This window comes from Flavobacterium amnicola, assembly GCF_004122165.1.
Lineage (GTDB): Bacteria > Bacteroidota > Bacteroidia > Flavobacteriales > Flavobacteriaceae > Flavobacterium > Flavobacterium amnicola.
Genome location: NZ_SBKO01000002.1, coordinates 451,805 through 476,726, shown reverse-complemented (window position 1 = coordinate 476,726; position 24,922 = coordinate 451,805). Strand labels below are relative to the sequence as shown.

Annotated in this window: 27 protein-coding genes; 7 read left to right on the top strand and 20 right to left on the bottom strand. The window is 34.7% G+C overall.

Annotation, left to right across the window (positions count from 1 at the left end):
* Window positions 1-7: 7 nt before the first annotated feature.
* The gene (locus EQG63_RS07675) at window positions 8-205 is read left to right on the top strand and encodes a hypothetical protein (protein ID WP_129435771.1); all 198 of its coding nucleotides are present in this window, start codon (window positions 8-10) and stop codon (window positions 203-205) included.
* A 53-nt stretch (window positions 206-258) separates the two neighbouring features.
* On the opposite strand, the gene EQG63_RS07670 is transcribed toward EQG63_RS07675, so the two are convergent.
* Together EQG63_RS07670 and EQG63_RS07665 are read right to left on the bottom strand one after the other, a co-directional pair.
* A complete protein-coding gene (locus EQG63_RS07670; RefSeq protein WP_129435770.1) occupies window positions 259-1,200 on the bottom strand; it encodes a LysR substrate-binding domain-containing protein in 942 nt (313 codons plus the stop codon).
* A 48-nt stretch (window positions 1,201-1,248) separates the two neighbouring features.
* A complete protein-coding gene (locus EQG63_RS07665) occupies window positions 1,249-2,454 on the bottom strand; it encodes an LETM1-related biofilm-associated protein (protein WP_129435769.1) in 1,206 nt (401 codons plus the stop codon).
* A gap of 182 nt (window positions 2,455-2,636) precedes the next feature.
* Here EQG63_RS07665 and EQG63_RS07660 point away from each other — a divergent pair, with 182 nt between their 5' ends.
* The 4 genes from EQG63_RS07660 to msrB (EQG63_RS07645) all read left to right on the top strand — a co-directional run bounded on the left by EQG63_RS07660 (window position 2,637) and on the right by msrB (EQG63_RS07645) (window position 6,094).
* Window positions 2,637-3,071 (top strand): DM13 domain-containing protein, encoded by a 435-nt coding sequence (locus EQG63_RS07660; RefSeq protein WP_129435768.1) that lies wholly within the window; start codon window positions 2,637-2,639, stop codon window positions 3,069-3,071.
* Window positions 3,072-3,076: 5 nt separating this feature from the next.
* A complete protein-coding gene (locus EQG63_RS07655; protein WP_129435767.1) occupies window positions 3,077-3,991 on the top strand; it encodes a hypothetical protein in 915 nt (304 codons plus the stop codon).
* A gap of 4 nt (window positions 3,992-3,995) precedes the next feature.
* On the top strand, window positions 3,996-5,390 hold the full coding sequence (locus EQG63_RS07650; RefSeq protein ID WP_129435766.1) for a hypothetical protein: 1,395 nt from the start codon (window positions 3,996-3,998) through the stop codon (window positions 5,388-5,390).
* 131 nt (window positions 5,391-5,521) lie between these two features.
* Window positions 5,522-6,094 carry a peptide-methionine (R)-S-oxide reductase MsrB gene (msrB, locus tag EQG63_RS07645; protein ID WP_235827819.1) on the top strand — a complete coding sequence of 191 codons (573 nt, stop codon included), beginning with the start codon at window positions 5,522-5,524 and terminating at the stop codon, window positions 6,092-6,094.
* 20 nt (window positions 6,095-6,114) lie between these two features.
* Here msrB (EQG63_RS07645) and EQG63_RS07640 read toward each other — a convergent pair whose 3' ends face one another.
* From EQG63_RS07640 to EQG63_RS07555, 18 genes are all read right to left on the bottom strand, one after another.
* Entirely contained in the window at window positions 6,115-6,762 is a 648-nt protein-coding gene (locus tag EQG63_RS07640) for a hypothetical protein (RefSeq protein ID WP_129435765.1), read from the bottom strand.
* A gap of 1 nt (window position 6,763) precedes the next feature.
* Window positions 6,764-7,798: a D-alanine--D-alanine ligase gene (locus EQG63_RS07635; RefSeq protein ID WP_129435764.1), complete on the bottom strand. Its 1,035-nt coding sequence runs from the start codon at window positions 7,796-7,798 to the stop codon at window positions 6,764-6,766.
* 1 nt (window position 7,799) lies between these two features.
* Complete coding sequence (locus EQG63_RS07630; protein WP_129435763.1) at window positions 7,800-8,510, bottom strand: NRDE family protein; 711 nt, start codon at window positions 8,508-8,510, stop codon at window positions 7,800-7,802.
* Window positions 8,498-8,986, bottom strand: coding sequence for a DinB family protein (locus EQG63_RS07625; protein ID WP_129435762.1), 489 nt, complete (start codon window positions 8,984-8,986; stop codon window positions 8,498-8,500). Before EQG63_RS07625 ends, EQG63_RS07630 begins: the two co-directional genes overlap by 13 nt.
* Window positions 8,987-8,997: 11 nt before the next feature.
* Window positions 8,998-9,378: a DoxX family membrane protein gene (locus EQG63_RS07620; RefSeq protein ID WP_129435761.1), complete on the bottom strand. Its 381-nt coding sequence runs from the start codon at window positions 9,376-9,378 to the stop codon at window positions 8,998-9,000.
* A gap of 10 nt (window positions 9,379-9,388) precedes the next feature.
* Window positions 9,389-9,847 (bottom strand): YHS domain-containing (seleno)protein, encoded by a 459-nt coding sequence (locus tag EQG63_RS07615; protein WP_129435760.1) that lies wholly within the window; start codon window positions 9,845-9,847, stop codon window positions 9,389-9,391.
* Between the two features lie 80 nt (window positions 9,848-9,927).
* Complete coding sequence (locus tag EQG63_RS07610; RefSeq protein WP_129435759.1) at window positions 9,928-10,617, bottom strand: Crp/Fnr family transcriptional regulator; 690 nt, start codon at window positions 10,615-10,617, stop codon at window positions 9,928-9,930.
* A gap of 12 nt (window positions 10,618-10,629) precedes the next feature.
* Window positions 10,630-11,193: a YdeI/OmpD-associated family protein gene (locus tag EQG63_RS07605; protein ID WP_129435758.1), complete on the bottom strand. Its 564-nt coding sequence runs from the start codon at window positions 11,191-11,193 to the stop codon at window positions 10,630-10,632.
* A 2-nt stretch (window positions 11,194-11,195) separates the two neighbouring features.
* Window positions 11,196-11,717 (bottom strand): superoxide dismutase family protein, encoded by a 522-nt coding sequence (locus EQG63_RS07600; RefSeq protein ID WP_129435757.1) that lies wholly within the window; start codon window positions 11,715-11,717, stop codon window positions 11,196-11,198.
* A gap of 107 nt (window positions 11,718-11,824) precedes the next feature.
* A complete protein-coding gene (locus EQG63_RS07595; RefSeq protein WP_129435756.1) occupies window positions 11,825-13,615 on the bottom strand; it encodes an acyl-CoA dehydrogenase family protein in 1,791 nt (596 codons plus the stop codon).
* A gap of 35 nt (window positions 13,616-13,650) precedes the next feature.
* Complete coding sequence (locus EQG63_RS07590) at window positions 13,651-14,832, bottom strand: acetyl-CoA C-acyltransferase (RefSeq protein ID WP_129435755.1); 1,182 nt, start codon at window positions 14,830-14,832, stop codon at window positions 13,651-13,653.
* Window positions 14,833-14,835: 3 nt separating this feature from the next.
* Window positions 14,836-17,226, bottom strand: coding sequence for a 3-hydroxyacyl-CoA dehydrogenase/enoyl-CoA hydratase family protein (locus tag EQG63_RS07585; protein WP_129435754.1), 2,391 nt, complete (start codon window positions 17,224-17,226; stop codon window positions 14,836-14,838).
* A gap of 7 nt (window positions 17,227-17,233) precedes the next feature.
* Complete coding sequence (locus EQG63_RS07580) at window positions 17,234-17,677, bottom strand: MarR family winged helix-turn-helix transcriptional regulator (protein WP_129435753.1); 444 nt, start codon at window positions 17,675-17,677, stop codon at window positions 17,234-17,236.
* Window positions 17,678-17,887: 210 nt separating this feature from the next.
* Complete coding sequence (locus EQG63_RS07575; protein ID WP_129435752.1) at window positions 17,888-18,271, bottom strand: hypothetical protein; 384 nt, start codon at window positions 18,269-18,271, stop codon at window positions 17,888-17,890.
* A gap of 66 nt (window positions 18,272-18,337) precedes the next feature.
* The gene (locus EQG63_RS07570) at window positions 18,338-19,387 is read right to left on the bottom strand and encodes a proline iminopeptidase-family hydrolase (RefSeq protein ID WP_129435751.1); all 1,050 of its coding nucleotides are present in this window, start codon (window positions 19,385-19,387) and stop codon (window positions 18,338-18,340) included.
* Between the two features lie 12 nt (window positions 19,388-19,399).
* Window positions 19,400-21,172: an AMP-dependent synthetase/ligase gene (locus tag EQG63_RS07565; protein WP_129435750.1), complete on the bottom strand. Its 1,773-nt coding sequence runs from the start codon at window positions 21,170-21,172 to the stop codon at window positions 19,400-19,402.
* A 64-nt stretch (window positions 21,173-21,236) separates the two neighbouring features.
* Window positions 21,237-21,626 carry a peptide-methionine (R)-S-oxide reductase MsrB gene (gene msrB / locus EQG63_RS07560; protein WP_129435899.1) on the bottom strand — a complete coding sequence of 130 codons (390 nt, stop codon included), beginning with the start codon at window positions 21,624-21,626 and terminating at the stop codon, window positions 21,237-21,239.
* Between the two features lie 85 nt (window positions 21,627-21,711).
* Window positions 21,712-22,410, bottom strand: coding sequence for an alpha/beta fold hydrolase (locus EQG63_RS07555; protein WP_129435749.1), 699 nt, complete (start codon window positions 22,408-22,410; stop codon window positions 21,712-21,714).
* Between the two features lie 307 nt (window positions 22,411-22,717).
* Between EQG63_RS07555 and EQG63_RS07550 the strand changes: the two genes are divergently transcribed.
* Window positions 22,718-23,533 carry a M48 family metallopeptidase gene (locus EQG63_RS07550; protein ID WP_129435748.1) on the top strand — a complete coding sequence of 272 codons (816 nt, stop codon included), beginning with the start codon at window positions 22,718-22,720 and terminating at the stop codon, window positions 23,531-23,533.
* A gap of 59 nt (window positions 23,534-23,592) precedes the next feature.
* Window positions 23,593-24,900 carry an MFS transporter gene (locus EQG63_RS07545; protein ID WP_129435747.1) on the top strand — a complete coding sequence of 436 codons (1,308 nt, stop codon included), beginning with the start codon at window positions 23,593-23,595 and terminating at the stop codon, window positions 24,898-24,900.
* The last annotated feature ends 22 nt before the right edge of the window (window positions 24,901-24,922 follow it).

Genomic DNA, 24,922 nt, shown 5'->3' with positions numbered 1-24,922 from the left:
ATTAGTTATGCCGAGAATGATTTATGATTACACCAAAAATGTACTTGAAAAAGTGAGCTTTGATGCTAAACTTTTTACCAAAGAGTTGAAAAAAGCTGTTAGAAATTTATTTCCTTATGAACTAGAGCATTTAAGAAATTGGCTGCTGTATTTCACAAGTGAAAGACCAGAATTACGACAATACATTAGTATTGTTGATGCCTAACTCAAATCGGAATGAACTTAACTTAACTTAATTGGAGCTTTTAGCTCCTTTTTTTATTTCTTCTGTAACGGACTAATAATTTCTACATTTTGAAACGCTATGGCTCCTCGTAAAACTCCCGAAATAGTAGTTCGTAACGCTTCAATAATGTGAATTTTTAATTCGTTTTTTGGAAAGATCAAACTCACTTCTCTTGAAGGTTTCGGATCGGCAAAATGCTTTAATTTTGTTTTTTCTTTTTCTGGTAAATCTACCGTGTGCAAGTAGGGAAGTAAGGTAATTCCCAATCCTTCGTTGGCTAATTTTATTAAGGTTTCAAAACTACCGCTTTCAATTGTGAATTTATTTTCTGCGGTGCTTGAATTGTTTTTACATAAATTTAAAATCCCATCTCTAAAGCAATGGCCGTCTTGTAATAGTAAAATTTCATCCACATTCAAATCATCTATAGTAAGTTCGCTTTGCACAAATTTCGGATGGCTTTCAGGTACATACACCATAAACGGTTCGTAATACAATACGACTTCTTTTATCTTTTCTTCTTCTAATGGAGTAGCAGCTATGGCGGCATCTAGATGTCCGTTTTTAAGCTTTGTAATAATTTCAGAAGTATTTAATTCTTCAATAATCAACTTTACTTTTGGATATCTTTTAATAAAAGTATTTAAAAACATTGGAAGTAGCGTAGGCATTACGGTTGGAATGATACCCAATCGGAATTCACCACCAATGTATCCTTTTTGCAAGTCTACTATGTCTTGCATTCTATCGGCTTCATTGACAATATTTTTCGCTTGTGCTACGATTTTTTGACCGACATCGGTTAACTGAATCGGTTTTTTACTTCGATCAAAGATGGTAATGCCTAATTCTTCCTCTACTTTTTGAATTTGCATACTCAAAGTAGGTTGTGTGACAAAGCATTTTTCAGCGGCTAGGGTAAAATTTTTGTGTTCGGCTACTGCCAAAACATATTGAAGTTGCGTAATAGTCATTTTTATAATTAAAATTTATACAAAAATAAAAATTATAAGAATTACTTATTACTTTTCTTTGTTTAAATTTTCGTTAAATGCTGAAGGTAATAATTGCGGGATAAATTTTATCAGAATAGGTAATAGTAAACTCCCACCAGGCACCAAAAATATGGTTAATGACGGAATCGTTTTGCAAATATCTAAGAGTTGGGTTTTGACTTTTTTCTTTTCTTCTGAATTCAATTCTCGAACGGTTGATTGCGTTAAAAGGAGCATCAGTTCTTTACTTTGCGAAATTTCAGTATACAATCTTCCTTTGTTTCGAGTAATCAGTGTTTGTACGTTATGAGTGGTTTGATCATAAAAATGCTTCACCGGATTGGAGTAATTAAAATACGGAATTTCTTTTTTATTGTTGGATAAAAAAGCATCCATATCTTCAACACTTTTATTGACCAAATCTCTGGAAACATTTAATTTTTCAGCTAAAAAATACAAAAAATCTTTTTCGGTATTTTCAATTTTAGCATCATTCCACATGGCCATACCGGCAATATCAATGAGATAAAATTTCTCAAAGTCGTCTTTGATATAAGAAAAATTGAGTTCTTCTAGTGAGTTAGTTTTTCCGGAATTGCTAAATTTTGAATAACGTACAGAGGTTTCAAATAATTTTTGCAGTAAATCGTCGTATTTGGTTTTAATTTCTTTCGTTTTTAAGGCCAAAGTGACTACGTTGACAATAATTTCTTCTGCTTTTTTGAAATACTTGGTGGAAATGTCTTCGGTTTCCAAATATTTTTTAAAGGCTAATACATCAATAAATAAGAGCGCATTGGTTAAAATATGAGAAAAGTTTTTACTTATAATGTTATTGTTGGTTTGAATCCGAGAACTGATGATTTTCTCTAATTTGTTAGCGGGCGAATCGGTTGGTAAAATGACTTCTAATAAACCGGTCTTTTTTGGGTGCAATTCTTTATAAAAATCCACACATTTTGCAATAAATAGTTCTTGATTTCTATTCTTTTCAGACAATTGATAAATACCAAAAAGAGTGTTGAGTAAGGCGATTTTAGAGAATTCGGAAGTCGTCCAACCATTTGAATCAATTGGAATTTCAGTCACAAAATGAGTAGTATATCCAAATAGAAAACCTGTTTCACGAGTGCTCTCATAGAATGATTTGGCATCATCTATGACCCCATTTTTTTTTGAATTTTGCTCAAAGAAAAATTTTTCTACCCAGCCATGTGCTGAAGGATTTATCATACTTCAATTTTGAATTGCAAAAATAAACTTTAGTTTGAATAAAAACGCAAGTTTTGCAAAGTAGCTGACATTTATTGAATTGGAACTGAAATAAATTTGATAAAAATTTAAACCAAACGTCCTAGAATTTCGTAGATAATAAAGTAAACAAAAATATTCTGATTATAATTAAAGTAAACGATATGAAAAAGCTATTTTTTTTAATAGGTATGACTTTCTTTTTTTCTTCTTGTGAAAAAGAAGGTGTTTTAACAAAAGGAAGCAATCCAATTCCAACCATAAACAATACGGCAGTCCTAAAATACTCTGGAACCTTCGTGCCCACTTCTGGAATTACAGTTCAAGGGAATGTGAATATTTATGCTCAAGGAAATAAGTATCAATTGCAGATTGAAAATATTACGATAACGGATGGACCCGATTTAAAAGTGTATTTATCCAAATCAGACACGCCTTCTTCTTTTGTGAATTTAGGCAATTTTAAAGGAAACGGAACTTCTGTATATGATATTCCGGCACAAGTTGATGTTTCAGAATATCCTTATGTTTTGATTCATTGCCAACAATACAATCATTTATTCGCCATTGCTGAATTAATTTCTAAACAATCAAATTAAACAAAATGAAAAACAAATTAAAAAAAGCCCTTTTATTTTCGACACTATTTATTTTAGGCTATACGGCTAATGCACAAGGTTGCAGTGATGCTGGATTTTGCTCCGTCGGAAATACTTTTAAAGATGCACAAAGTGAAATCAAGAATAGTATTGAAATAGGTGGGGTATATGGAGTAGGTGAAGAAGATGTTACTGTTTTTTCTCCCTATGCGATTTATACTAGAATTTTCACCAACCGTTTTGCAATGAGTGCTAAACTTACCGCTACAACTGCAAATGGTAGTTTTGGTACAATATCCAATCTAGGGGATGTTTTTGTGACTGGAAATTATAAATTTAATACGGGGGACTATGATAAATCGAAATGGTCAGGGATTCTTGGGGTTAAAATTCCGTTGACGGCAAGTAATGATAAAATTAATAATTTCTCTTTACCTATGCCGTATCAGTCAAGTTTGGGGACCTTTGATGTCATTACTGGGCTGGATCTAGCGATTAAAAAATGGGAATTTAGCACCGCTGTCCAAATTCCGTTAAACCAAAATAAAAATTCCTATTTGAGTCAATTGGCTCCTACCGATAAGTTTGATTCTACTAATTTATTGGAACGCAAGTCGGATGTTTTATTTAGAGCAACTTACAAGATTAAAACGGAAAACCAAAAGTTCATCTTTAGACCCAATGTTTTATTCATATATCATTTAGGAAAAGATAGTTTTGAGAATGTTTTTGGACAAAGACAAACCATTCAAAATTCGGAAGGCTTAACCATTAATGGTAATTTAATTACATCTTATAGATTAAGCGAAAAGAACTATATAGAAGCTTCTATCGCAACTCCATTTGTAGTAAGAGAGGTAAGACCAGATGGACTAACCAGAGCCTTTACGATTGGATTGAGTTATAAACGCAATTTTTAAAAACATGATTAAAAACTATTATTTTATAATTCTTTTATTGGCATCGTTTTCGAATTTTGCCCAAAAAGTAATAGCAGAAGTAAACTTCTCTAAAGAAAAAGTACCACTAGAATTTGTGTATTTACCCAATTTGGATCATTTGGTTGTACAAAGCGGACAAAAAACGAAGAAGGTGTATGGAAACATTATAAAAGATGTAAGTAGTTATGATACGGCTGGTTTTGTTGAAAAAATAATTTCTAACGATACATTAGTGAATTGTGTTTTTTCGCCCATTGAAAGCGCTTTTTTAATCGCTAAAAAACCTGTTGGAAATAATTTTCCTGAAGAATACAAATTAGTGCTAGACGGCCAGTCTACTAAATATTTCAAGTTAAAATCCGGGTTTCGATATTTTAACGATATCTATGGTTTTAATATTAGCAATCAAAAAAATGAATACAAAATTGATTTGCAAAATGACGATCTTAATTTGGAAGTGCTTGATATTTTTTCCAATAGAACTCAAAAATACAAATTGGAAAAACCCAACCTATCGCGTTTGGAAAACAAAGTAACTACAACCTATAAGGAAGGATTGAATTTTGATGTCAGAATTAATGAAGACAATATTGGCATTATTACCAAATCCATCAATAAAAATTACAAATCAGCAACACTCTATAGAACCATTTATGATTTATCGGGTGTTCGAATAAACGATTTGTCTTATATCGTAAGTGTTCCAAGTCATTATTTGATTTATTCTAATAACGGAGGTGGCGTTATTACCCAAAATGGGGAGGAATCCAGAATTAGTGATTTGGCTATCAATAATTTTGTAATTGATAAAGAAACGGGCGATTTGTTCGTGTATGGATTGTATGGGAATGAAGGGAAATCGGCCAATTATTTGAAAAATATTCCACTTGGCGTATATGTCTTTAAGTTTGACAAGAGAGGAAAACAGGTTTGGGAATCTACTCAAGAAATAGCCGATATCACTGGGTTTAATCAGCTGCAAGAAATACAAAATATTCAATTGAGTTTAAAAATAAGAAAAAATGATGTACTGGTTTCTGTCAGTTCGGTAGCTAATGAAGGGTATTTGGATTTTATCATTCTCGATTTGATCAATGGAGAAAAAGTAAATAATGGCAAGTTGAAAGTTGTCAGAAGTGATAAAAAAGCAGAAGAGAACATTATCAAAACTGCTGAATTAGAATTCAGTGAAATTCAAAATAAAAACCTTGATAAAGAAACTATTATTGCCTCACAAATCAACAATGAAATAATGCTTTACCTGAAAAGCGCGAGTAGTAATAAAAGATTGTTCTTCAAAACATTTATCAGTAAAAAAGGGTTTTGGTTGGTGGAAACAGATAGTTTGGGTTATTATAAAATAATGTTTTTTAGTTAAGTTTTGTTTTGTTTTTTGAGAAGAGCCATCCGCATTTTGGATGGCTTTTCGAATTCTTAAACAGCTTTAATTTTTTATGAAATGTAAGATATGATACATTCTACGAGTTTGAATTTAATTGCATTAGGTATATGAACAATAATTTAAAAAATGAAATCATGGTTATACAATTTAAAAAATCGCTACTATTTAGTATAGTCTTTTTGCTTGGACTTACAGCATGCGGACAGATAAAAGAAAAGGAGAGTATTGTTGATGTTTCCAACATTGAAAAGCATCACAAATACTATTCAAATACTGATAAAACTAAATTAAATTTAAGCGATGTTGAATGGAAAAAAATTCTTCCTGAAGATCTATATTTAGTATCAAGAAAAGCCAATACAGAAGCTTCTTTTACAGGTAAGTATTGGGATTATACCGGTAAAGGGACTTATTATTGTGCTGCTTGCGGAAATAAATTGTTCCGCTCCGATGCAAAATTTGCTAGTCAATGTGGTTGGCCTAGCTTTTTTGAACAAGTTGATAAAAGTAGTATTGTTTTTAAAGATGATAACTCCTATAGAATGAATAGGATAGAGGCTTTGTGTGGAAGATGTAGTGGGCATTTAGGTCATTTGTTTGATGATGGTCCAGAGCCAACAGGTAAGCGTTATTGCATGAACTCGATTGCACTTGATTTTGAACCAGATCAAAAAAAGTGAAGTAAAAGGAAGTCGGCTTTTTAGCTGACTTTCTTTTTTACCATAATCATTGATGCTAATTGAAACAAAGCTAATACTAGAAAAATAATCCAAATGTACTGAGTAAGCGGAAAATGATAATTCGAATAATTTATGGCCTTCGAGAGACTTATAACTAAGGTGAGCATGCCCGAAAAAGTTCCAATAATTGCTCCTACTAAATAAAAAGTAGTTTGTGGCTTGGAGGATATGGAGATGTATGATTCATTAAGCAAATACAAATTCCAACTAAACCAGAAGGGAATTTGCGCAAAATTAAGAAGACTTAAAAGAAGTCCAGTCAGTAAAGGATACAACAATAAGCCGTCTTTATTCAATATTGAGGAAGTGCTAGTGATTTCCGACTCATTATTCGAATAAAAACTGAAAGCTAGGAATAACAAAAAGACAATAGTGAATATCGAAATTCGTTGTTTCCATTTACTATTTAAGCTTAGTTTTTTGGCAAGTTTTAGGGTTAAATAGATGACAACACCTTCAACAGCCACCACGCCTAAAAGGTAGTATAGTACCGACGAGATATTTTTTTCAGAATAAAATTCAAGACCTATTACATTCAAATAGCCAAGTGGTACTGAGCCTACAAAGCTCACCACCAAACCAACCATAGTATTTTTTAAACAATTCAATTTAAAAATTGGTTATAATATTAAAATGATTTTGATGGATTCTATATTCCATCATTCCGTCTTTGTGATTTAGATATGGAATTCCTTTTTGATGGTTTAACTGCGATATTTCAAACATATACTTGATGTGTCTTGCTAATTCTTTCCAGGCAAAAAATATCGAATGCTTCGGATCGTAAATATGGGTGGGTTCACTTGCGGCACCATTTAATTCTACTACAGAAAAATTAATGCCTTTTTCAAGGTCTTCCCAGGAATGATACATCAAATCCATTCGGCCAAAATAAAAACCGTTAATTTGCTGACACATGTCGTCGATAACTGTCGTAAGTTCTGGAGTGATGCAATGACTCAAGTCGATAAATTTTGCACCGCGACAATGATTTCCATAGGGAACAAGATTGCGTTTTTCATTGGGAAGCAACACATCGTTTAGTTGGTCTTGGTATTCTTTTTTAAGATTATCCAACTGGAGTTCGTGTCGTGGATTTTGTTTGATTAGTGCTTCCATGGTACTTTTCCCATCACCCGTAACGATAAGATGTTCTTTTCCAACAATACCTGTAATTCTTCCTTTTGTTTCATTAGGATAGCGGACATAGAAAATGCCAATCTCATTTTCATACGGAATTAAATCTTGCAGCAAATAATCAAAATTGGCTTTAGAATGGTATTCAAATAAATCGTCTATAGTATCTATTTTTTTTACTGCAGAACCCCTTAAACCAATATCAGGTTTTGCGATAAGTGGCAACTGAATTTTTGACTGGTCAAGTAGGCTTTTGACTTTTTCTAAGGCTATTTTTTGATGGACAAATTCTGTTTTGGGGTAAAATTGTTGCGGAATTAAACCATAGATTTCTCTTTTACTATCATTGATGAATCCGCCGTTTTTCATCGTTGGATTGCAAGCATTAAAAAAGAAAATAGTTCTGGCTTTCATGGCATAATACAGCCAAAGAAAGTATATAGGGATGTATACAATCTTAAAAGGCCAATATTCCCAATGGGTGAGTTTGTGTATAAATAGTTTCATCTTACAGTACTAAAAAAGTGTTTTCGAATTTCGTTTGGTCAATTAAATCCAAATAAGTAAACGAAAGTTTGTTTTGATTGATTAGCGTTTGGCTGATACTTTGGGTCATCATATTTTGATTTCGATTAATCACCAATCCGTTTTCTTTGTCTTCTGTTTCGGTATATTGATGAAAATGGAGCATTTCTTCCGGAGAAACAGTTTCTTTTGTAGCTAAAAATTCAGAAAACCACTCTTCTCTGATGGTTCTAATTTCTTTTGGATATAAAGTAACCGAAGACCAAATGTAATTTTTGGAACTGTCCAATTTGATAGTTTCCTTTTTGATTTCGTCCCAGCGCAATTGGTACAATTCGTTATTCGAATAATACACAAGCGTGAAAGGTTCAATGTTTTCTAAATCAATAGTGTTCCAATGTTCCAGACAGTTTTCCGCACCGATTATATCCAAGACAATTAATCCTCTGCTTCTGCGGTAGGCTGATTTTGGAATATGTTTTTCTGAAGCGCCATTTAACAATACTAACACATCTCCAATTTCATCTACAGCATACCAAGTACCTCCTGCTTTTGGGTCTTTGGAAAAGAAAATTTTTTTGGATTGAATTAAATAGGTTTTGGGAATAATTGATTTTGGCCGCACAATTTTTTCATCACGATTGGATGTAATGATGTGTTTACCATGGCTGTTTACAAAAGTTACTGTGCACATTGTTTTCTATACTCGATGGTTGAAGGCGCTACGCCAAAATATTCATTAATTTCGATATAATTGATTTGTAAAACAGCGACTTTTATTAAGGCTTGGTGGTGAATGCAATGTTCTAGATTGTAGAGCATTTCCCTAAAGTAATTGGTTTCTATTACAATGCTATTTCCTGAAACCGTATGTTCTAATTCTAATTTTTTATTAGGATTTTCAATGGATGCAATCACTTTTTCAATCATCGAAATGGCCAATTCGTTATTCGTTTGAATAAGTTTGTTTCGTTCCCGATGATCGTAATTCAGATGCCCCGTTTCATAGGCGTTTATAACACTTTGAAATAATTCTATGATGTGACGAGAATGTTCACCAATTGTGGCTCCACTTAAGGAATCTATTGGCTTTGTATAATCTTCGTTGGTAAGTTGTTCAATTACCTTTTTTAATTCGTGAAGTGTGTTTTTAATTCCAATAAAATCCATTAATTTTTTTTTTAAATTAGTTTAAGTTTAAAATCATTTTTGTACTGAAATACTAAAATACTGCTACAAAAAAGCACTATTAGCGACAGCATAAATAAAGTGCCTCCGTCATTCATAACTTCAATTCCCAAAATTGTTAGATGAGAAATTGCAGCCACCAGCATTGTCCCAAAGGCCATAATAGCGGCATATAGTTTTGTTTTATTGACAAACAATAATATTGAAATAATCAATTCTATAATTCCTGAACCAATTCTGCCATAGGGTTCTGCCCCTAATTTAGTAAAGATATACACAGATTCGTCACTTCCTGAAAATTTAAATAGTAAAGTCTGCAATAATATTACCGCCACAACAATTTTTAATATCAAATTAATATACGATGTTTTCATGATTTTGGTTTTAATTGTATATTTTTTTCCAATTAGCATTGGCCTTTGCTTTTAGGTTTGTTTCATCTTTATTCCAAGTTTTTAAGGTATTATTAAAGTAAGCATTATAGTACAAATACAATTTTCCATCAATAATCTTGAAAGTTTCGGGGTTAATACTTACTTTGTCTCCATATGCGCCCATAGCATAAGCACACCAACCTCCGTATTGAGGTTCGAATGCCGCAGCGTTTTTTAAGAATGCCTCTTTGTTTTCTTTTGTGGAAAAATAATAAGTAATACCCTCATGAGTCGCTGCCCATTCTTTTTTTCCTTTTATGGCTTTGTTTTGTTTAAAGTAGGAAACAGGATCATAGCCTTGTAAAGCCAATTTGTTCTCTACATTAAAAGCGGTAATTTTTTTAGATTGATTTTGTGCGTTCCCCACTATTGAAAGTGTAAAAACGACTAGAAGAATTAATTTTTTCATAGCTTATTTATTTATTTATGATGTAAAGGTATAGCAATGAAAAAGGTACAAATGTCAGGTATTTTACATTACGTGAGATTTTATAGCAACTTTTGGAAAAGCGTATAATTAGGGACTATTATTTCTTTTCTACCATATTGAATAATACCGCTTTCTTCAAATTCATTGAGTAGGCTAGTGGCTGTTTGTCTTGAAGTACAAATAATTTGTGCGATATCATTTTGGGTGAGGTAATTTTCAAGTACTACTTTTTCGCCTTCTTTTTTTCCTTCTCTCTCCATCCAATCGTTTAAAAAAGTAAGCAGCCTCGATTTGGCATCTTTAGAGACTAAATTGGCATAATTGTTTTTGATGCGCTTCATTTTTAAGCCCACAAATTTGGTGTATCCTAAGGCAAGACTGGGGTTTCGCATCATTAAATCTTCAAAATCAGACAACAAAAAACTACAAATGGAAACTTCATCGGTGAGTGCTTTGGCATATTCGTTCGAGTTTGTATCACTTTCCAAAGTCAATTCTCCAAATAAATCACCTTTAAGAATAATGTCTTTTATCGTTTCATTTCCTTCTTCGTCAACTGCCACTATTTTTATACTTCCTCTTTTCAGTAAAAAGATTCTAGGGACTTCTGAATTAGAAAAATAAATAATTTCCCCTTTTAATGCTTTTTTGAAACCCACAATAATGCACAACTGCTTAATTTGAGCGAAACTCAGCGTTCTGAAAAGTTTATGATCTCTTAAATACCAATATTTTAATTCTTCATACATAGGCTAAAATTATTACCTGCTTTTTTTATTGGATAAGCAAAGTGCTACAATTTCTTCAATTCTTTTTTTTCTTGTTTCTTCACGCTTGGCCTGATTTAACCAATACAAATAGCTTTTGCGATAGGAGGTACTGAAGTTTTGGTAATTTTCTAAGGCTTTGGGATTTTGTTTAAAAGCGAATTCTAAATCCTCGGGAACTTCATGATTTTCAACGGCATCAAGTGATGTCCAAGAGCCGTTTTGTTTTGCAATTTCAATTTTTTGAAAACCACTTTCGTGCATGAGTCCTGCTTCCGTTAATTTTTCGATATAGTTTTTGTTGACTTTGCTCCAGACACTTTTATCTTTTCTGGGTCCGAAGGCTTGCTTTCGCCTTTCTTCATCTAATTTTCTGACTGTCGAATCAATCCAACCATAGCACAAAGCAACTTGAACCGCTTCTTCCCAACGCATACTTTCAAATGGACTGTCAACACGATAAAAAATGAGTTCTACCCCTAAACAAGTAGTGTGATTTTCATGTAGCCATTCGCGCCATTCCTGAGCGTTTTTAAAGTAGAGGAGGGGTTTTGACATAATTATTTAATAATCGCAGTACACGCCACTCTGCCACCAGCGTTACCGGTAGGTTGTGTTGTAAAATCATCGGCACCTTTGTGTACAATTATGCTTTTGCCAATAATATTTTTAGTTTCATCCTCGCAGCCAATACACCATTCATTGGTAGAAAATTGAATAGTTCCATTACCATTGGCATCGGCGGTGAAATTGCCAATATCTCCTTTATGATGTTCTTCTGCGCCCCATTTCCCATGTTTTTTAAAAGTTGGATTCCAGTGTCCACCTGCAGAGGAGGCATCTGGAGCAGAGCAATCTGATTTTTCATGGATATGAATGGCGTGTTCCCCGGGAGTTAATCCTTTTATATTGGCGACAAAAGTCACTACACCATTTTTTTCAGTAAAAGTGGCAGAACCAGACACTTGCGTATCACTTTTAGGTTGTAACATTAAAACCAATTCTTTTTGGTTGCCCGAAGCGGTTTTACAGGCAAAAACAAATAAAACTAGAACAGTAGTTACAAAGAGGAACTTTTTCATGAGGTAAAATTTAATAGGTTAAAGTTACATAAAATACTTATAAAGAAAAAAGCCACAGCAGAATTAACTGCTGTGACCTTTTCCACCAAACTAATTAAAATTTATTTTTAGAAGCAGTAGCTGTTTTCTTCTACTAATTTAGAAGCGATTGTTTCTCTTAATGCTACTACGTTAGGCATGTTTACGTATTTTGTAAAACGACGTAAGCCCATTAACATCATGCGTTGTTCGTCACCTTCGGCGAAAGAAGCAATACCTTCTTTTCCTTTTTGCGTGATGATATCTACGGCATTGTATAAGTATAATTGTGCCATAGCGATTTGTTCTTTTACGTTTTCAGCACCTTTTGATTTTGCTAATTTTTCGGTACGTAAAATTCCAGATTCTGCCATATAGATTTCAATCAACATATCAGAAGCCGCCATTAATAATTGTTGGTGTGCTTCTAAATCCGGTCCGTATTTTTGAACCGCTGCACCAGCCACCATTAAGAATGATTTTTTCAATTTGCCGATTAATTCTTTTTCTTCCGCGAATAATTCAGAATAATCAGGTGTATCGAAATCTGGAATACCCATTAATTCTTCCGCCACTTTCATAGCAGGTCCTAATAAATCGACATGCCCTTTCATTGCTTTTTTCACAAGCATACCTACAGAAAGCATACGGTTGATTTCGTTCGTTCCTTCGTAGATACGAGCGATACGAGCATCTCTCCAAGCCGATTCCATTGGAGTGTCTTCAGAGAATCCCATTCCACCAAAGATTTGAATTCCTTCGTCAGCACAGTTTTGGATATCTTCTGAAACCGCCACTTTCAAAATAGAACATTCGATCGCGAATTCTTCCACCCCTTTTAATTCTGCTTCTTGATGACTTGCACCTTCTGCTTCACGAGCGATGATTCGGTCTTCAATGCTTTTTGCAGCGCGGTAAGATGCCGATTCTCCTACATAAGCATTGGTAGCCATAGTTGCTAATTTAGAACGAATAGCACCAAAACTAGAAATTGGAACATTAAATTGTAGTCTTTCATTAGCATATTTTACTGAAGCAGTAATGGTACGACGTTGTGCATCTAAACAAGCAGCTGCCAATTTGATACGACCAACATTTAAAGCATTCATCGCAATTTTGAAACCTTCGCCTTGTCCTGCTAGCATGTTTTCTAATGGAACTTTAGTATCAGCAAAGAATACCTGACGGGTAGAAGACGCACGAATTCCTAATTTGTGTTCTTCTTCGTTCATCGTAATTCCGTTGCTTGGATCATTTTCTACGATGAAACCTGTAATATTTTTATCATCACCAATTCTAGCAAAAACGATGAAAACAGAACAGAATCCTGCATTAGAAATCCACATTTTTTGCCCAGTAATTTTATAGTGTGTACCATCTTCTGAAAGAACGGCTTTAGTTTTTCCTGAATTGGCATCCGATCCTGCGCCAGGTTCTGTTAAACAGTATGCACCAAACCATTCGCCAGAAGCTAATTTAGGAACGTATTTTTTCTTTTGTTCTTCTGTACCATACAAAGTTATTGGCATCGTTCCAATTCCGGTGTGTGCTCCGAAAGCAGTGGAAAACGATCCAGTTGCTCCCGAGATATAATCACAAACCAACATTGTAGAAACGAATCCCATTCCTAATCCGCCGTAAGCTTCAGGAACCGCAACACCTAAAAGTCCTAATTCACCTGTTTTGCGCATGCATTCTTCGGTAAATTTGTAATCTTTTTTCTCAAAACGATCTTTGTTGGGCCAAATTTCTTTGTCAACAAATTCCTTTACGGTATCACGCATCATGATTTGTTCTTCCGAAAAATCTTCAGGAGTAAAAACATTTTCACATTTTGTTTCTTTAACAAGGAATTGACCTCCTCTTGTAATATCTTCCATAACTCTTGATTGTATTTTTAGTTTTTTGTTGATTTTTATAATAATTCGAAAATACCAGCAGTTCCCTGACCTGTACCTACACACATGGTTACCATTCCGTATTTGTTACCACGACGTTTCATTTCGTCAAATAACTGAACCGATAATTTTGCTCCTGTACATCCTAGCGGGTGACCTAAAGCAATCGCACCACCGTTTACGTTGATGATTTCTGGATTTAAGTCCAATTCACGGATTACGGCTAATGATTGTGCAGCAAAGGCTTCGTTTAACTCGAATAATTCGATATCAGAGATTTTTAAACCCGCTTGTTGTACCGCTTTTGGAATGGCTTTTACTGGACCAATACCCATAATTCTTGGTTCAACACCAGCCGAAGCAAAGTTTACCAAACGTGCGATTGGTTCAAGGTTTAATTCTTTAACCATTTCTTCACTCATGATTAAAACGAAAGCGGCTCCATCACTCATTTGAGAAGAGTTTCCTGCCGTAACCGAACCATCAGCAGCAAAAACAGGTTTTAAACTCGCTAATGCTTCCACAGAAGTTCCTAATCTTGGTCCTTCATCTTTAGTAACAGTATATGATTTTGTTTCTTTTTTACCTGCTTCATTTAAGAACGTTTGTTCAACAGTTATTGGAGCAATTTGAGCATCAAATTTACCTTCAGCTTGAGCTTTTAATGCTTTCATGTGTGATTGGTAGGCAAATTCATCTTGATCAGCACGAGAAACATTGAATTGTTTAGCAACCGCTTCGGCCGTTAAACCCATTCCCCAGTAATAATCTTCGTGACCTGCAGCTGCAGCTTTATAATCTGGAGTTGGTTTGTAACCACCCATTGGAATATAACTCATACTTTCTGCTCCACCAGCAATGATACATTGTGCCATTCCCGATTGGATTTTGGCAGTTGCCATTCCTATAGTTTCTAGGCCAGATGCACAGTAACGGTTTACGGTTACTCCAGGCACATCGTCTACTTTTAATCCCATTAATGAAATTAAACGACCCACGTTTAATCCTTGTTCTGCTTCCGGCATGGCATTTCCAACCATCACGTCGTCAATTCTTGTCTTGTCAAAACCTGGTAATTGTGCCATCAAATATTCGATAGTTTCGGCAGCCAATTCATCAGGTCTTTTAAAACGGAACAATCCTTTTGGAGCTTTACCAACGGCTGTTCTATATCCTTTTACTATATATGCTGTTTTCATTTTCTAGTTTCTTAGAGGTTTTCCTTTAGTTAACATAAATTGGATACGCTCCAATGTTTTTCTTTCCGTACAAAGTGATAAGAAAGCTTCTCTTTCTATATCCAATAAGTATTGTTCTGTTACCAATGTTGGTTCTGATAAATCGCCACCCGCCATTACATAGGCTAATTTGTTAGCTATTTTCTGATCGTGTTCTGAAATATATTGTCCAGCTACCATTTGATCGGTTCCTACTAAGAACATCCCTAAAGCTTGTTTTCCTAATACTTTGATATCCTTGCGACGTGCAGGTTGTGTATAACCCGCTTCTGCCATTAATAAAGCGTGTTTTTTAGCTTCTGCAATCTGACGGTCTTTGTTTATCACTACCACATCTTTTCCTTTTTGTAAGATTCCTAAATCGAAGGCTTCATAAGCAGAAGTGGCTACTTTTGCCATACCGATAGTTAGGAAGTATTCTTGAAGAACGTTTAATTCAACATCGTTTTTACGGAAAGTATCAGCAGCACGTAACGCCATTTCTTTAGAACCACCACCACCAGGGATAACTCCAACTCCAAACTCTACCAATCCGATATACGTTTCTGCAGCAGCAACTACTTTGTCAGCATGCATTGAAAGTTCGCAACCACCCCCTAAAGTCATTCCATGCGGAGCAGAAATTACTGGAATTGAAGAGTAACGGGCACGCATCATCGTGTCTTGGAACATTTTGATGGCCATATTCAACTCGTCGTATTCTTGTTCCACAGCCATCATGAAAATCATTCCGATATTAGCCCCAACTGAGAAATTAGCGCCTTGATTTCCGATGACTAATCCGTTGTATTCTTTTTCTGCTAAGTCGATCGCTTTGTTGATTCCTTGAAGAACGCCACCACCGATGGTATTCATTTTAGAGTGGAATTCTAAGTTTAAGATTCCGTCACCAATATTATGAACAGTACAATCGGCATTACCCCAAACTTTTTTCGTTTCACGAATGTTGTTTAAGATGATGAATGCATCTTGTCCTGGAACTTTAGCTTGTGATTTAGAGCTAATGTTATAAAAATGAGTAGCCCCTTCTTTAACAGTGTAGAAAGAAGTATTTCCACTCGCAATCATGTCATTAACCCAAGCAGCTGGTTCATAACCTTCCGCTTTCATTAATTCGATACCTTTTTGAACACCGATGGCATCCCAAATTTCGAAAGGACCATTTTCCCACCCGAAACCAGCTTTCATAGCATCGTCAATTTTGTAAAATTCATCCGTAATTTCAGGAACTCTATTGGAAACATAAGCAAACATAGAAGAAAATGATTTTCTATAGAATTCTCCTGCTTTGTCCTTTCCTTTTACTAATACTTTGAATCTATCGATAGGTTTTTCAATCGTTTTTGTCATTTCAAGCGTAGCAAAAGACGCTCTTTTATTTGGACGATATTCTAAAGTGTTTAAGTCTAATGACAGAATATCTTTGCCTTCTTTTTTGTAGAAACCTTGACCCGTTTTGCTTCCCAACCATTTGTTTTCCATCATTTTTGTGATGAAATCAGGAAGTTTGAATAATTCGTGTGCTTCGTCGTTTGGACAGTTTTCGTAGATTCCATTCGCAACATGTACTAATGTATCTAATCCAACCACGTCAACAGTACGGAAAGTAGCCGATTTTGGACGGCCAATAACCGGTCCAGTTAATTTATCTACTTCTTCGATAGTCAATCCCATATCTTTCACCAAGTGGAATAAACTTTGAATTCCGAAGATTCCGATACGGTTTCCAATGAATGCTGGTGTATCTTTTGCGACTACAGACGTTTTTCCTAAGAATTGTTCACCGTAGTTATTTAAGAAGTCCAATACTTCTGTAGAAGTTTGCGGACCAGGAATAATTTCAAATAATTTCAAATAACGAGCAGGGTTGAAGAAGTGTGTGCCGCAGAAATGCTTTTGGAAGTCTTCGCTTCTACCTTCACTCATAAATTTTATTGGAATTCCAGAAGTATTAGAAGTAATTAAAGTACCTGGTCTTCTGTGTTGGTCGATTTGCTCAAACACTTGTTTTTTAATATCCAAACGTTCTACAACCACTTCGATAATCCAATCTACATCTTTGATTTTAGCAATATCATCCGTTAAATTCCCAGTGCTGATTCGATCGGCAAATTTTGGATGATAAATAGGAGAGGGTTTCGATTTTAAAGCTGCTGCCAAACTATCGTTTACGATACGGTTGCGTACCACTTTACTCTCTAGAGTTAGACCCTTTTTTTGCTCAACTTCGTTAAGTTCTCTAGGAACAATGTCTAAAAGCAAAACTTCGACACCGATATTTGCAAAATGACAAGCAATACCTGAACCCATAATACCGGACCCAACGACTGCTACTTTTTTAATTACTCTTTTCATTTTTTAATTATTCTGGTTGATTGAATATATTTTTATCTTGAATTAATTCGTTAATTACGTCGGCTACTTCCATAAAGTGCTCAATTTTTTCAGTGGAAATATTTTTTCGGACCGTTTCGTTAAATTGCAATACCGTTTCTTTTGAAAGGGCTCTTTTTTGTTTCCCTTCTTCGGTTAAATAAATAAGCACACCGCGACCGTCATTAGGATTTGGTTTTCGGTAAATCAAACCTTTTTCTTCCATTGATTTAAGTGTACGGGTCAAACTTGTCGGTTCCATACCCATGCGGCTACTTATATTAGTTGATGGCGTTCCATCTTCTTTATCGATACTTAAAAGGGCAAATCCTACAGCCATTGAACCGCCGTATTTTGTTGCTTCTTCGTTGTACATTCTAGACACTGCTTGCCAAGTAGCTCGAAGTACATAATCTATAGTTTTATCTTTCATGTTTGGAAATTCTATTTTCTAAAAGTCATATATGGTACCGCTTTTTTTTAACTAATTTTTACTAGTTACGATTTCATATTTGAAATTGAAAAATCAAATATACAAAAAAATACTATGCGTGCATAATAAATTTATATTTTTTTTCAGATTATCTCTTAAATAAAAAACTCCCTTATTGGAGGGAGTTTTAGCGATATAAGGTTTTGAATTTTATTTGAATTTGCCCAATATAAAACCGACTGCACCACCTACGCCGGTTCCCATAAGGATATTCACTACAGAATCAATAGCAAAATTTTGTATGTTTAACTGCATTCCAGAATACATAAAAAAGTTCATCGATAATCCATAAAAGAAACCAATGATTGCACCAGCCATTGCTCCAGAAGCAAAAGTGGTAATGCCTGCCCATTTGTTAAAGATATAAGAAATCAAAAAGCCAAAGGTTAAACAGCCCATAGCAATGAAACTCATTTTCATGTCTGGAGTGGGTGGATAAAGTGTAGGGAACACTACTTGGTAAAATAAACCACCTAAAATGAAATTGGCGATACCGCCCACAATTCCTCCGATAATAAAATTTTTTAAATTCATCTTTATTTGTTTTTGGTTAGTCTTGTGAATTTAAGAAAATTATTTAACAAACTGATTGTTAGGTAATTATTTTTTAGGATGGAAATTATTTTGGTCTACATCTTTTAGGAATTTGATTACTCCTGGAATGTATGTTTTTTGATCGTCATATTGGGAAAGGTGACTTCCGTTGGCGCAAAATAAAAAACGTCCGTTTTGCACTTCTTTCGACATCCATTCCATATGTTTTGGATCCATAGTGTCGTGCTTAGCTCCAATGACTAGGGTTGGAACAGTAATCGTTTTTAGTTGGTCTTTTACATCCCAATTCTTTAAAGTAGCATCTCCTGTAATTCCGAATTCACTCGGGCCTTGCATATAAATATATACATTAGGGTTCATGTGTTTAAAACAACGATTGACTGCTTCTGGCCATTCGTTTAATGGTTTTCTCAGAATGTGTTCCGTGTAATAATATTTGAAAAGGAGATCAGCATATTTTGGATTCTTATAATCTTTGTTTTTTTCAAACGTTTTGATTTGTTCAAAGACTTCTTTTGGAAGTTTTGGCCCTAATACTTCTTCTGCATATTTGTTATATTCAGGAGCGCTGGCCATCATGTTGGAAATGATGAGTCCCTTTAAATTGTTTTGGTATTTGAAGGCATACTCCATGGCAAGAATTCCGCCCCAAGATTGTCCTAACAAATAGAAGTTGTCTTTGTTTAAACCAAGTGCGATTCTGACTTGTTCTACTTCTTCTACAAAACGTTCGTTGGTCCACAGGCGAGTATCATTTGGTTGATCGCTGTAATAGGAACCTAATTGATCATAATAGATGTATTCAACCCCTTCATTAGGAAAGAAACCATCAAAGCATTCGTATAATTCGTGTGTTACGCCTGGACCACCATGAAGTAGCAGTACTTTGATTTTAGGATTGTTACCTACACGTTTTGTCCACACTTTAAATTCGCCAGCAGGAGTTTTAATCGGAATCATTTTGATCCCGCCTGTGGCTTGGTCGTCTCTTTGAGAGAAGTCTAAGTAGTCGTTCTTACAATTGTCTTCCTTGTTTTTACAACCCGACAATAGTACTGTGAATAGTGAAAAACAAAGAAGTAATTTAAGTTTCATAACGGGTGGTTTTTAGTTGTATATTCTGTCGTAAAGACCTTTGTATTTTTCAAGGACTACTTTACGTTTTAATTTTAAAGTTGGTGTAAGGTGTCCCGCTGGAATTGTCCATAGATCAGGAGTCAATTCAAAGCGTTTGATTTGCTCCCAATTTCCGAATTTTTTATTCAATTCGTTTACTTCTTCCTGAATTCTATCGATTACTTTTGGATTACTGATGATTTCTTCATTGGTTTCTCCTAAAGTAATGTTATGTAGTTTGGCCCATTCTTTTACAAAATCGAAAGCAGGTTGAATGAAGGCTGCCGGCATTTTTTGTCCGTCGCCAATAACCATAATTTGCTCGATAAAACGAGATTGTTTCATGGTATTTTCTAAAAGCTGAGGTGCAATATATTTTCCACCAGAGGTTTTAAACATTTCTTTTTTACGATCGGTAATTCGAAGGAAACCATCCTTGTCAAATTCTCCAATATCTCCCGTATGAAAATAACCCTCTTTGATGACTTCGGCGGTTTGTTTTTCATCTTTGAAATAACCCATCATCACATTAGGTCCTTTACAAAGTATTTCTCCATCTTCAGCAATTTTCACTTCAACGTTTTTAATCAGTTTTCCAACTGTCCCAACCCTGAAGTTACCATTACGCATATCATTTACAGAAATAACAGGAGAAGTTTCGGTTAATCCGTATCCTTCCATAACAGGCATTCCGGCTGCGGCAAAAACACGCGTTAATCTAGGTTGTAATGCAGCACTTCCCGAAACCATGACTTGAATATTTCCTCCCAATCCTTCTTTCCATTTACTAAAGATGAGCTTGCGTGCAATTTTAAGCTGAAATTCGTACCACCAACCGTTTTGGCCATAAGGTTCAAATTTTAATCCTAAATCAATTGCCCAAAAGAAAAGTTTCTTTTTAATTCCAGTTAATTCGGCACCCTTGGCATATATTTTGTCGTATACCTTTTCTAAAAGCCTTGGTACTACTGAAAAAACATCCGGTTTAACCTCTTTAAAGTTATCGGAAATTTTATCTAACGATTCTGCAAAATAGATTGAGATAGAATTGTATTGGTAGATATATAAAATAACTCTTTCAAAGATATGGCAAATAGGTAAAAAGCTCATTGCTTTGTTATTTCCTGCTGCTAAAGGAATTCTTTCGTTACTGTCTAAAACATTAGAAACAATATTGTTGTGAGACAACATAACGCCTTTTGGTTTACCAGTAGTTCCTGAAGTGTAGATGATCGTTGCTAAATCGGTTGGTTTTACGTTGTTTTTTCTTTCTTCCACATAATTTTGAGTAGAAGTATCTTTTCCAATCGCTAATAGATCAGACCAATGTTTTTCGCCTGGTATTTCGTTGAAAGTGTAAACTCCAATTAATGAAGGCACATTTCCCTTGATCGCATTAAGTTTCTTTAAAACTTCTAAATCAGAAACAAAACAATATTTTGATTCGGAGTGATTTAAAATATATTCATAATCTTCTTCTGAAATCGTTGGGTAAATAGGAACAGTTTGTGCGCCAGTTTGAAGCACTCCGATGTCCATAATATTCCATTCAGTTCTATTATTGGAAGAAATAATTGCAATTTTATCATTTTTTTCAACACCTATAGTAATAAGCGCTCTTGATAAGGCATTGGCTTTGTCAATGTATTCTTGAGTAGAGGTTTTAACCCATTCTCCATTTTGCTTAGTGACTAAAGCGTCAGGTAAATTTTGTTTATCTAGTTGATAATAAGGGAAATCAAATAAGCGGGTAATGTTGGTCATTCTATAAATAGGTATTGTTAATCAATGCAAATTAAGTAAATTTAATAAGAACCACAATAAAATATTACTTTTTGAAATCGATTGAAAGAGAATTTACACAAAAACGAGTACCCGTTTTGGTTGGACCATCATCAAAAACATGCCCTAAATGTCCGCCGCATTTGGCGCATAAAATCTCAGTTCGCTGCATTCCGTAAGTTGTATCTTTTTTGTACTCTACTTTTCCTGGAATCGCTTCATCAAAAGAAGGCCATCCGCATTCTGATTTGAATTTGGCATCACTTTTAAATAAAGGCTCTTGACACGCTCCGCAGGCATAGGTTCCTTTTTCAAAATGCAAATTGTACTCACCAGTATGGGCAAATTCGGTTCCTTTTTCTCTAAGTATTCTATAACGTTCTTCGCCTAATTGGGCTTTCCATTCGGCATCAGTTTTTACAATTTCATATTCCATAGGTTTCTTTTTTGATGTTCTTTTTTCCTGACCAATACACGATTGAATGCTTAAAAATAAAAATAATACGAGGTATTTAGATAGATTATTCATGGATAAAAGTTAGGGTTTTAATAATTACTTTTTCATCTCCTAATATTTTACGATGACCTAATTTTTGAGTAACGAACATTTCTCCATTGGATAAATGCTTGTGAATGTTAATTCCACAGCTAATAGGTACTTCGTAATCGTTCTCATCATGTATGACTAGGGTCGGAATTTTCACTTCTTTAGCAGCTACATGTGCAGCGTAATTTTCCATTGGTTCTCCAAAATTTTTCTCAAAAAGGAGTCTCATTTTTTCCGCTATTATCGGTTTTAATTGTAGCTTTCTAACGAATTCATGAAGGATGTCAATGATTTTATCACCACTTCCAATCACTACTAATTTTTTAAGTTGTAAACCTCTTTTAACCGAGTTTAATAATGACATGCCACCAAGCGAATGTCCAATTGCAAATTCAAAAGGGCCATAAAGTCTTTCCAATTCTAAATTGGTTGCAATAAATTCTGGCATTAGTGTCGTGGTAGTTCCTGATTTTCCATGGGCAGGAGCATCATAACTAATAGTGGAATATCCTTTGGCCACTAATTCATCAGCAAACTTGACTAATTGTGTCCCTCTACCTGACCAGCCATGAACTAAAAGTACTTTTTTAGGGCTATTCCCATAATGATAGACTACCACGCTCTTGTTGATTTTAGAAACAAAAATCTTTTCTTGTTTGGAATTCGTATCCATCTTTACCTCCCGATTCGGTGTTTTGTGTTTTATAGGAGTCGTGAAAATTTTCGCCCCAACTTTTGTGGCTAAATCAGTCGAAAAAAACTGAATTGTCTGAAGTGAATAGATTAAAAATTTGGGAACTTCAATTCCTTGTTTCTTTTTTGGCTTCAAAATAGCTTGATTAAATTATACTGCAATTTAATTCTTTTTATTTTTTGGTATGAATTTTGAATCTTAAATTAATCATAAAATACTTTAGAAGTAAGATTAGCGTTTTATCAAAAATTGCATTAATTTTACTACAGTATAAAACAAACTAAAAATGAAAAAAGGTATAGTGTTATCAGGATTGGGATTATTGTTGATAGCGGCTTGCGCAACAAATCCTTTTACAGGAGCAAAAACAATGGCATTGGTTCCGGACAGTCAAATATTTCCAATGGCGTTTCAAGAATACAATCAGTTTTTGACACAAAATAAAGTTTTGAAAGGTACAGCTGATGCTAAAAAAGTGGAAACCATAGGAACTAAAATAAAAGTGGCTGCTGAAAGGTGGTTAACTGCTAATGGAAATCCGACCTATTTAAAAGATTATGCTTGGGAATATAACCTTGTAGATAGCAAAGAAGTAAATGCTTGGTGTATGCCAGGAGGAAAGATTGTGGTGTATACAGGTATTTTACCCATTACAAAAGACGATGCTGGATTGGCAGCGGTGATGGGGCATGAAGTGGCTCACGCCTTAGCGAATCACGGTCAACAACGTATGAGTGCGGGAATGTTGCAACAAGTGGGTGGAGTAGCAGTGGCGGTAGCGACTAGTGGACAAGAAGCACAAAAACAACAAGAATTTATGCAATATTATGGATTGGCTTCTCAAGTAGGAGGGATGTTGCCTTTTAGCAGAAGTCATGAAAGTGAAGCAGATAGAATCGGATTGTTATTAATGGCCATTGCAGGTTATGCCCCTGAAAATGCAGTATATGTTTGGGAACGTATGTCGGCTAAATCGGGAGGGCAAGCCCCGCCAGAGTTTTTGAGTACGCACCCTAGTAATGAAACACGTATTAAGAATTTAACAGCAATGATTCCGGAAGTTAAAGTGGAAGCAAAAAAATTTGGTGTTACATTTAAATAAAAATACTACTTTAGGAGCCCCGATTATCGGGGCTTTTTTTATGCTTAAAACGATACTATATGCAACCATTACAAAAAGGAGATAAAAAATTATTAAATGCTTGGGCTTTCTATGATTGGGCTAATTCGGTATATAGTTTAGTGATTGCTTCTGCCATATTTCCAATATTTTACGAAGCCATTTTTGCTCAAAAAAACAGAGATTATGTAGATGTTTACGGCTATCATTTTAAAGGTACTGCCATGATAACATTTGTTACAGCATTGGCTTTTTTAATTGTAGCGTTTATTTCTCCAATCTTATCTGGTATAGCCGATTATGTGGGTAATAAATTAGCGTTCTTACGTTTTTTCTGCTACATGGGAGGGCTATCTTGTATCGGTCTCTATTGGTTTACTATTGATAATTTTTTTATTAGTTATACGATTTATTTATTTGGATTGGTAGGTTTTTGGGCAAGTTTGGTGTTCTATAACTCTTATTTACCAGACATCGCTTTTCCAGAACAACAGGACAGAGTGAGTGCACGTGGATTTTCAATGGGATATATTGGTAGTACCATTTTATTAGTTATCAATTTAGCGATGGTTATGTCGGTACCCAAAGAGGCTCCTCTAGAAGATAAAATCGAAATGATGCGTTATTCTTTTGTATTGGTGGGAATTTGGTGGATCGGATTTAGTCATATTAGCTACTATTATTTACCTAAAGGAGTTTCAACAGGACATAAAGTAACGAGAGCGGTATTGTTTGATGGGTTTGATGAGTTGAAACTAGTTTGGAAGGATGTCAAAAAAAACCTTGTTTTAAGACGTTATTTGACAAGCTATTTTGTTTTTATTATGGCGGTACAAACGGTAATGCTTGTAGCAACCTATTTTGGTGCTGAGGAAATAAATTGGGAAACTGATAGTCAAAAAACTACCGGTTTAATCATAAGTATATTGGTGATACAAATCGTTGCGGTTATTGGTGCTTTTTTAACTTCTAGAGCATCTGGAAAGTTTGGAAATATTAATACATTGATTTTTTTGAATGCCTTTTGGGTAGTTCTTTGCTTAGTAGCTTATTTTGTAGAAACGCCAAATCAATTTTATGGAGTTGCAGGTTTTGTCGGATTGGTAATGGGCGGAATTCAATCCTTAGCCCGTTCTACCTATTCAAAATTTTTGCCTGAAACAACAGATACAGCTTCGTATTTTAGTTTTTATGATGTGACCGAAAAAGTTGGTATTGTGATTGGAATGTCAGTTTACGGTATTATTTATCAAGTAACGGGTTCTATGCGAAATTCTATAGTGTTTCTTGGTATTTTCTTTGTTATTGGACTGTTATTGTTGTTGAGAGTCCCTAAAAACGATAAATAGTTAAAATATAACTTATGTCTTT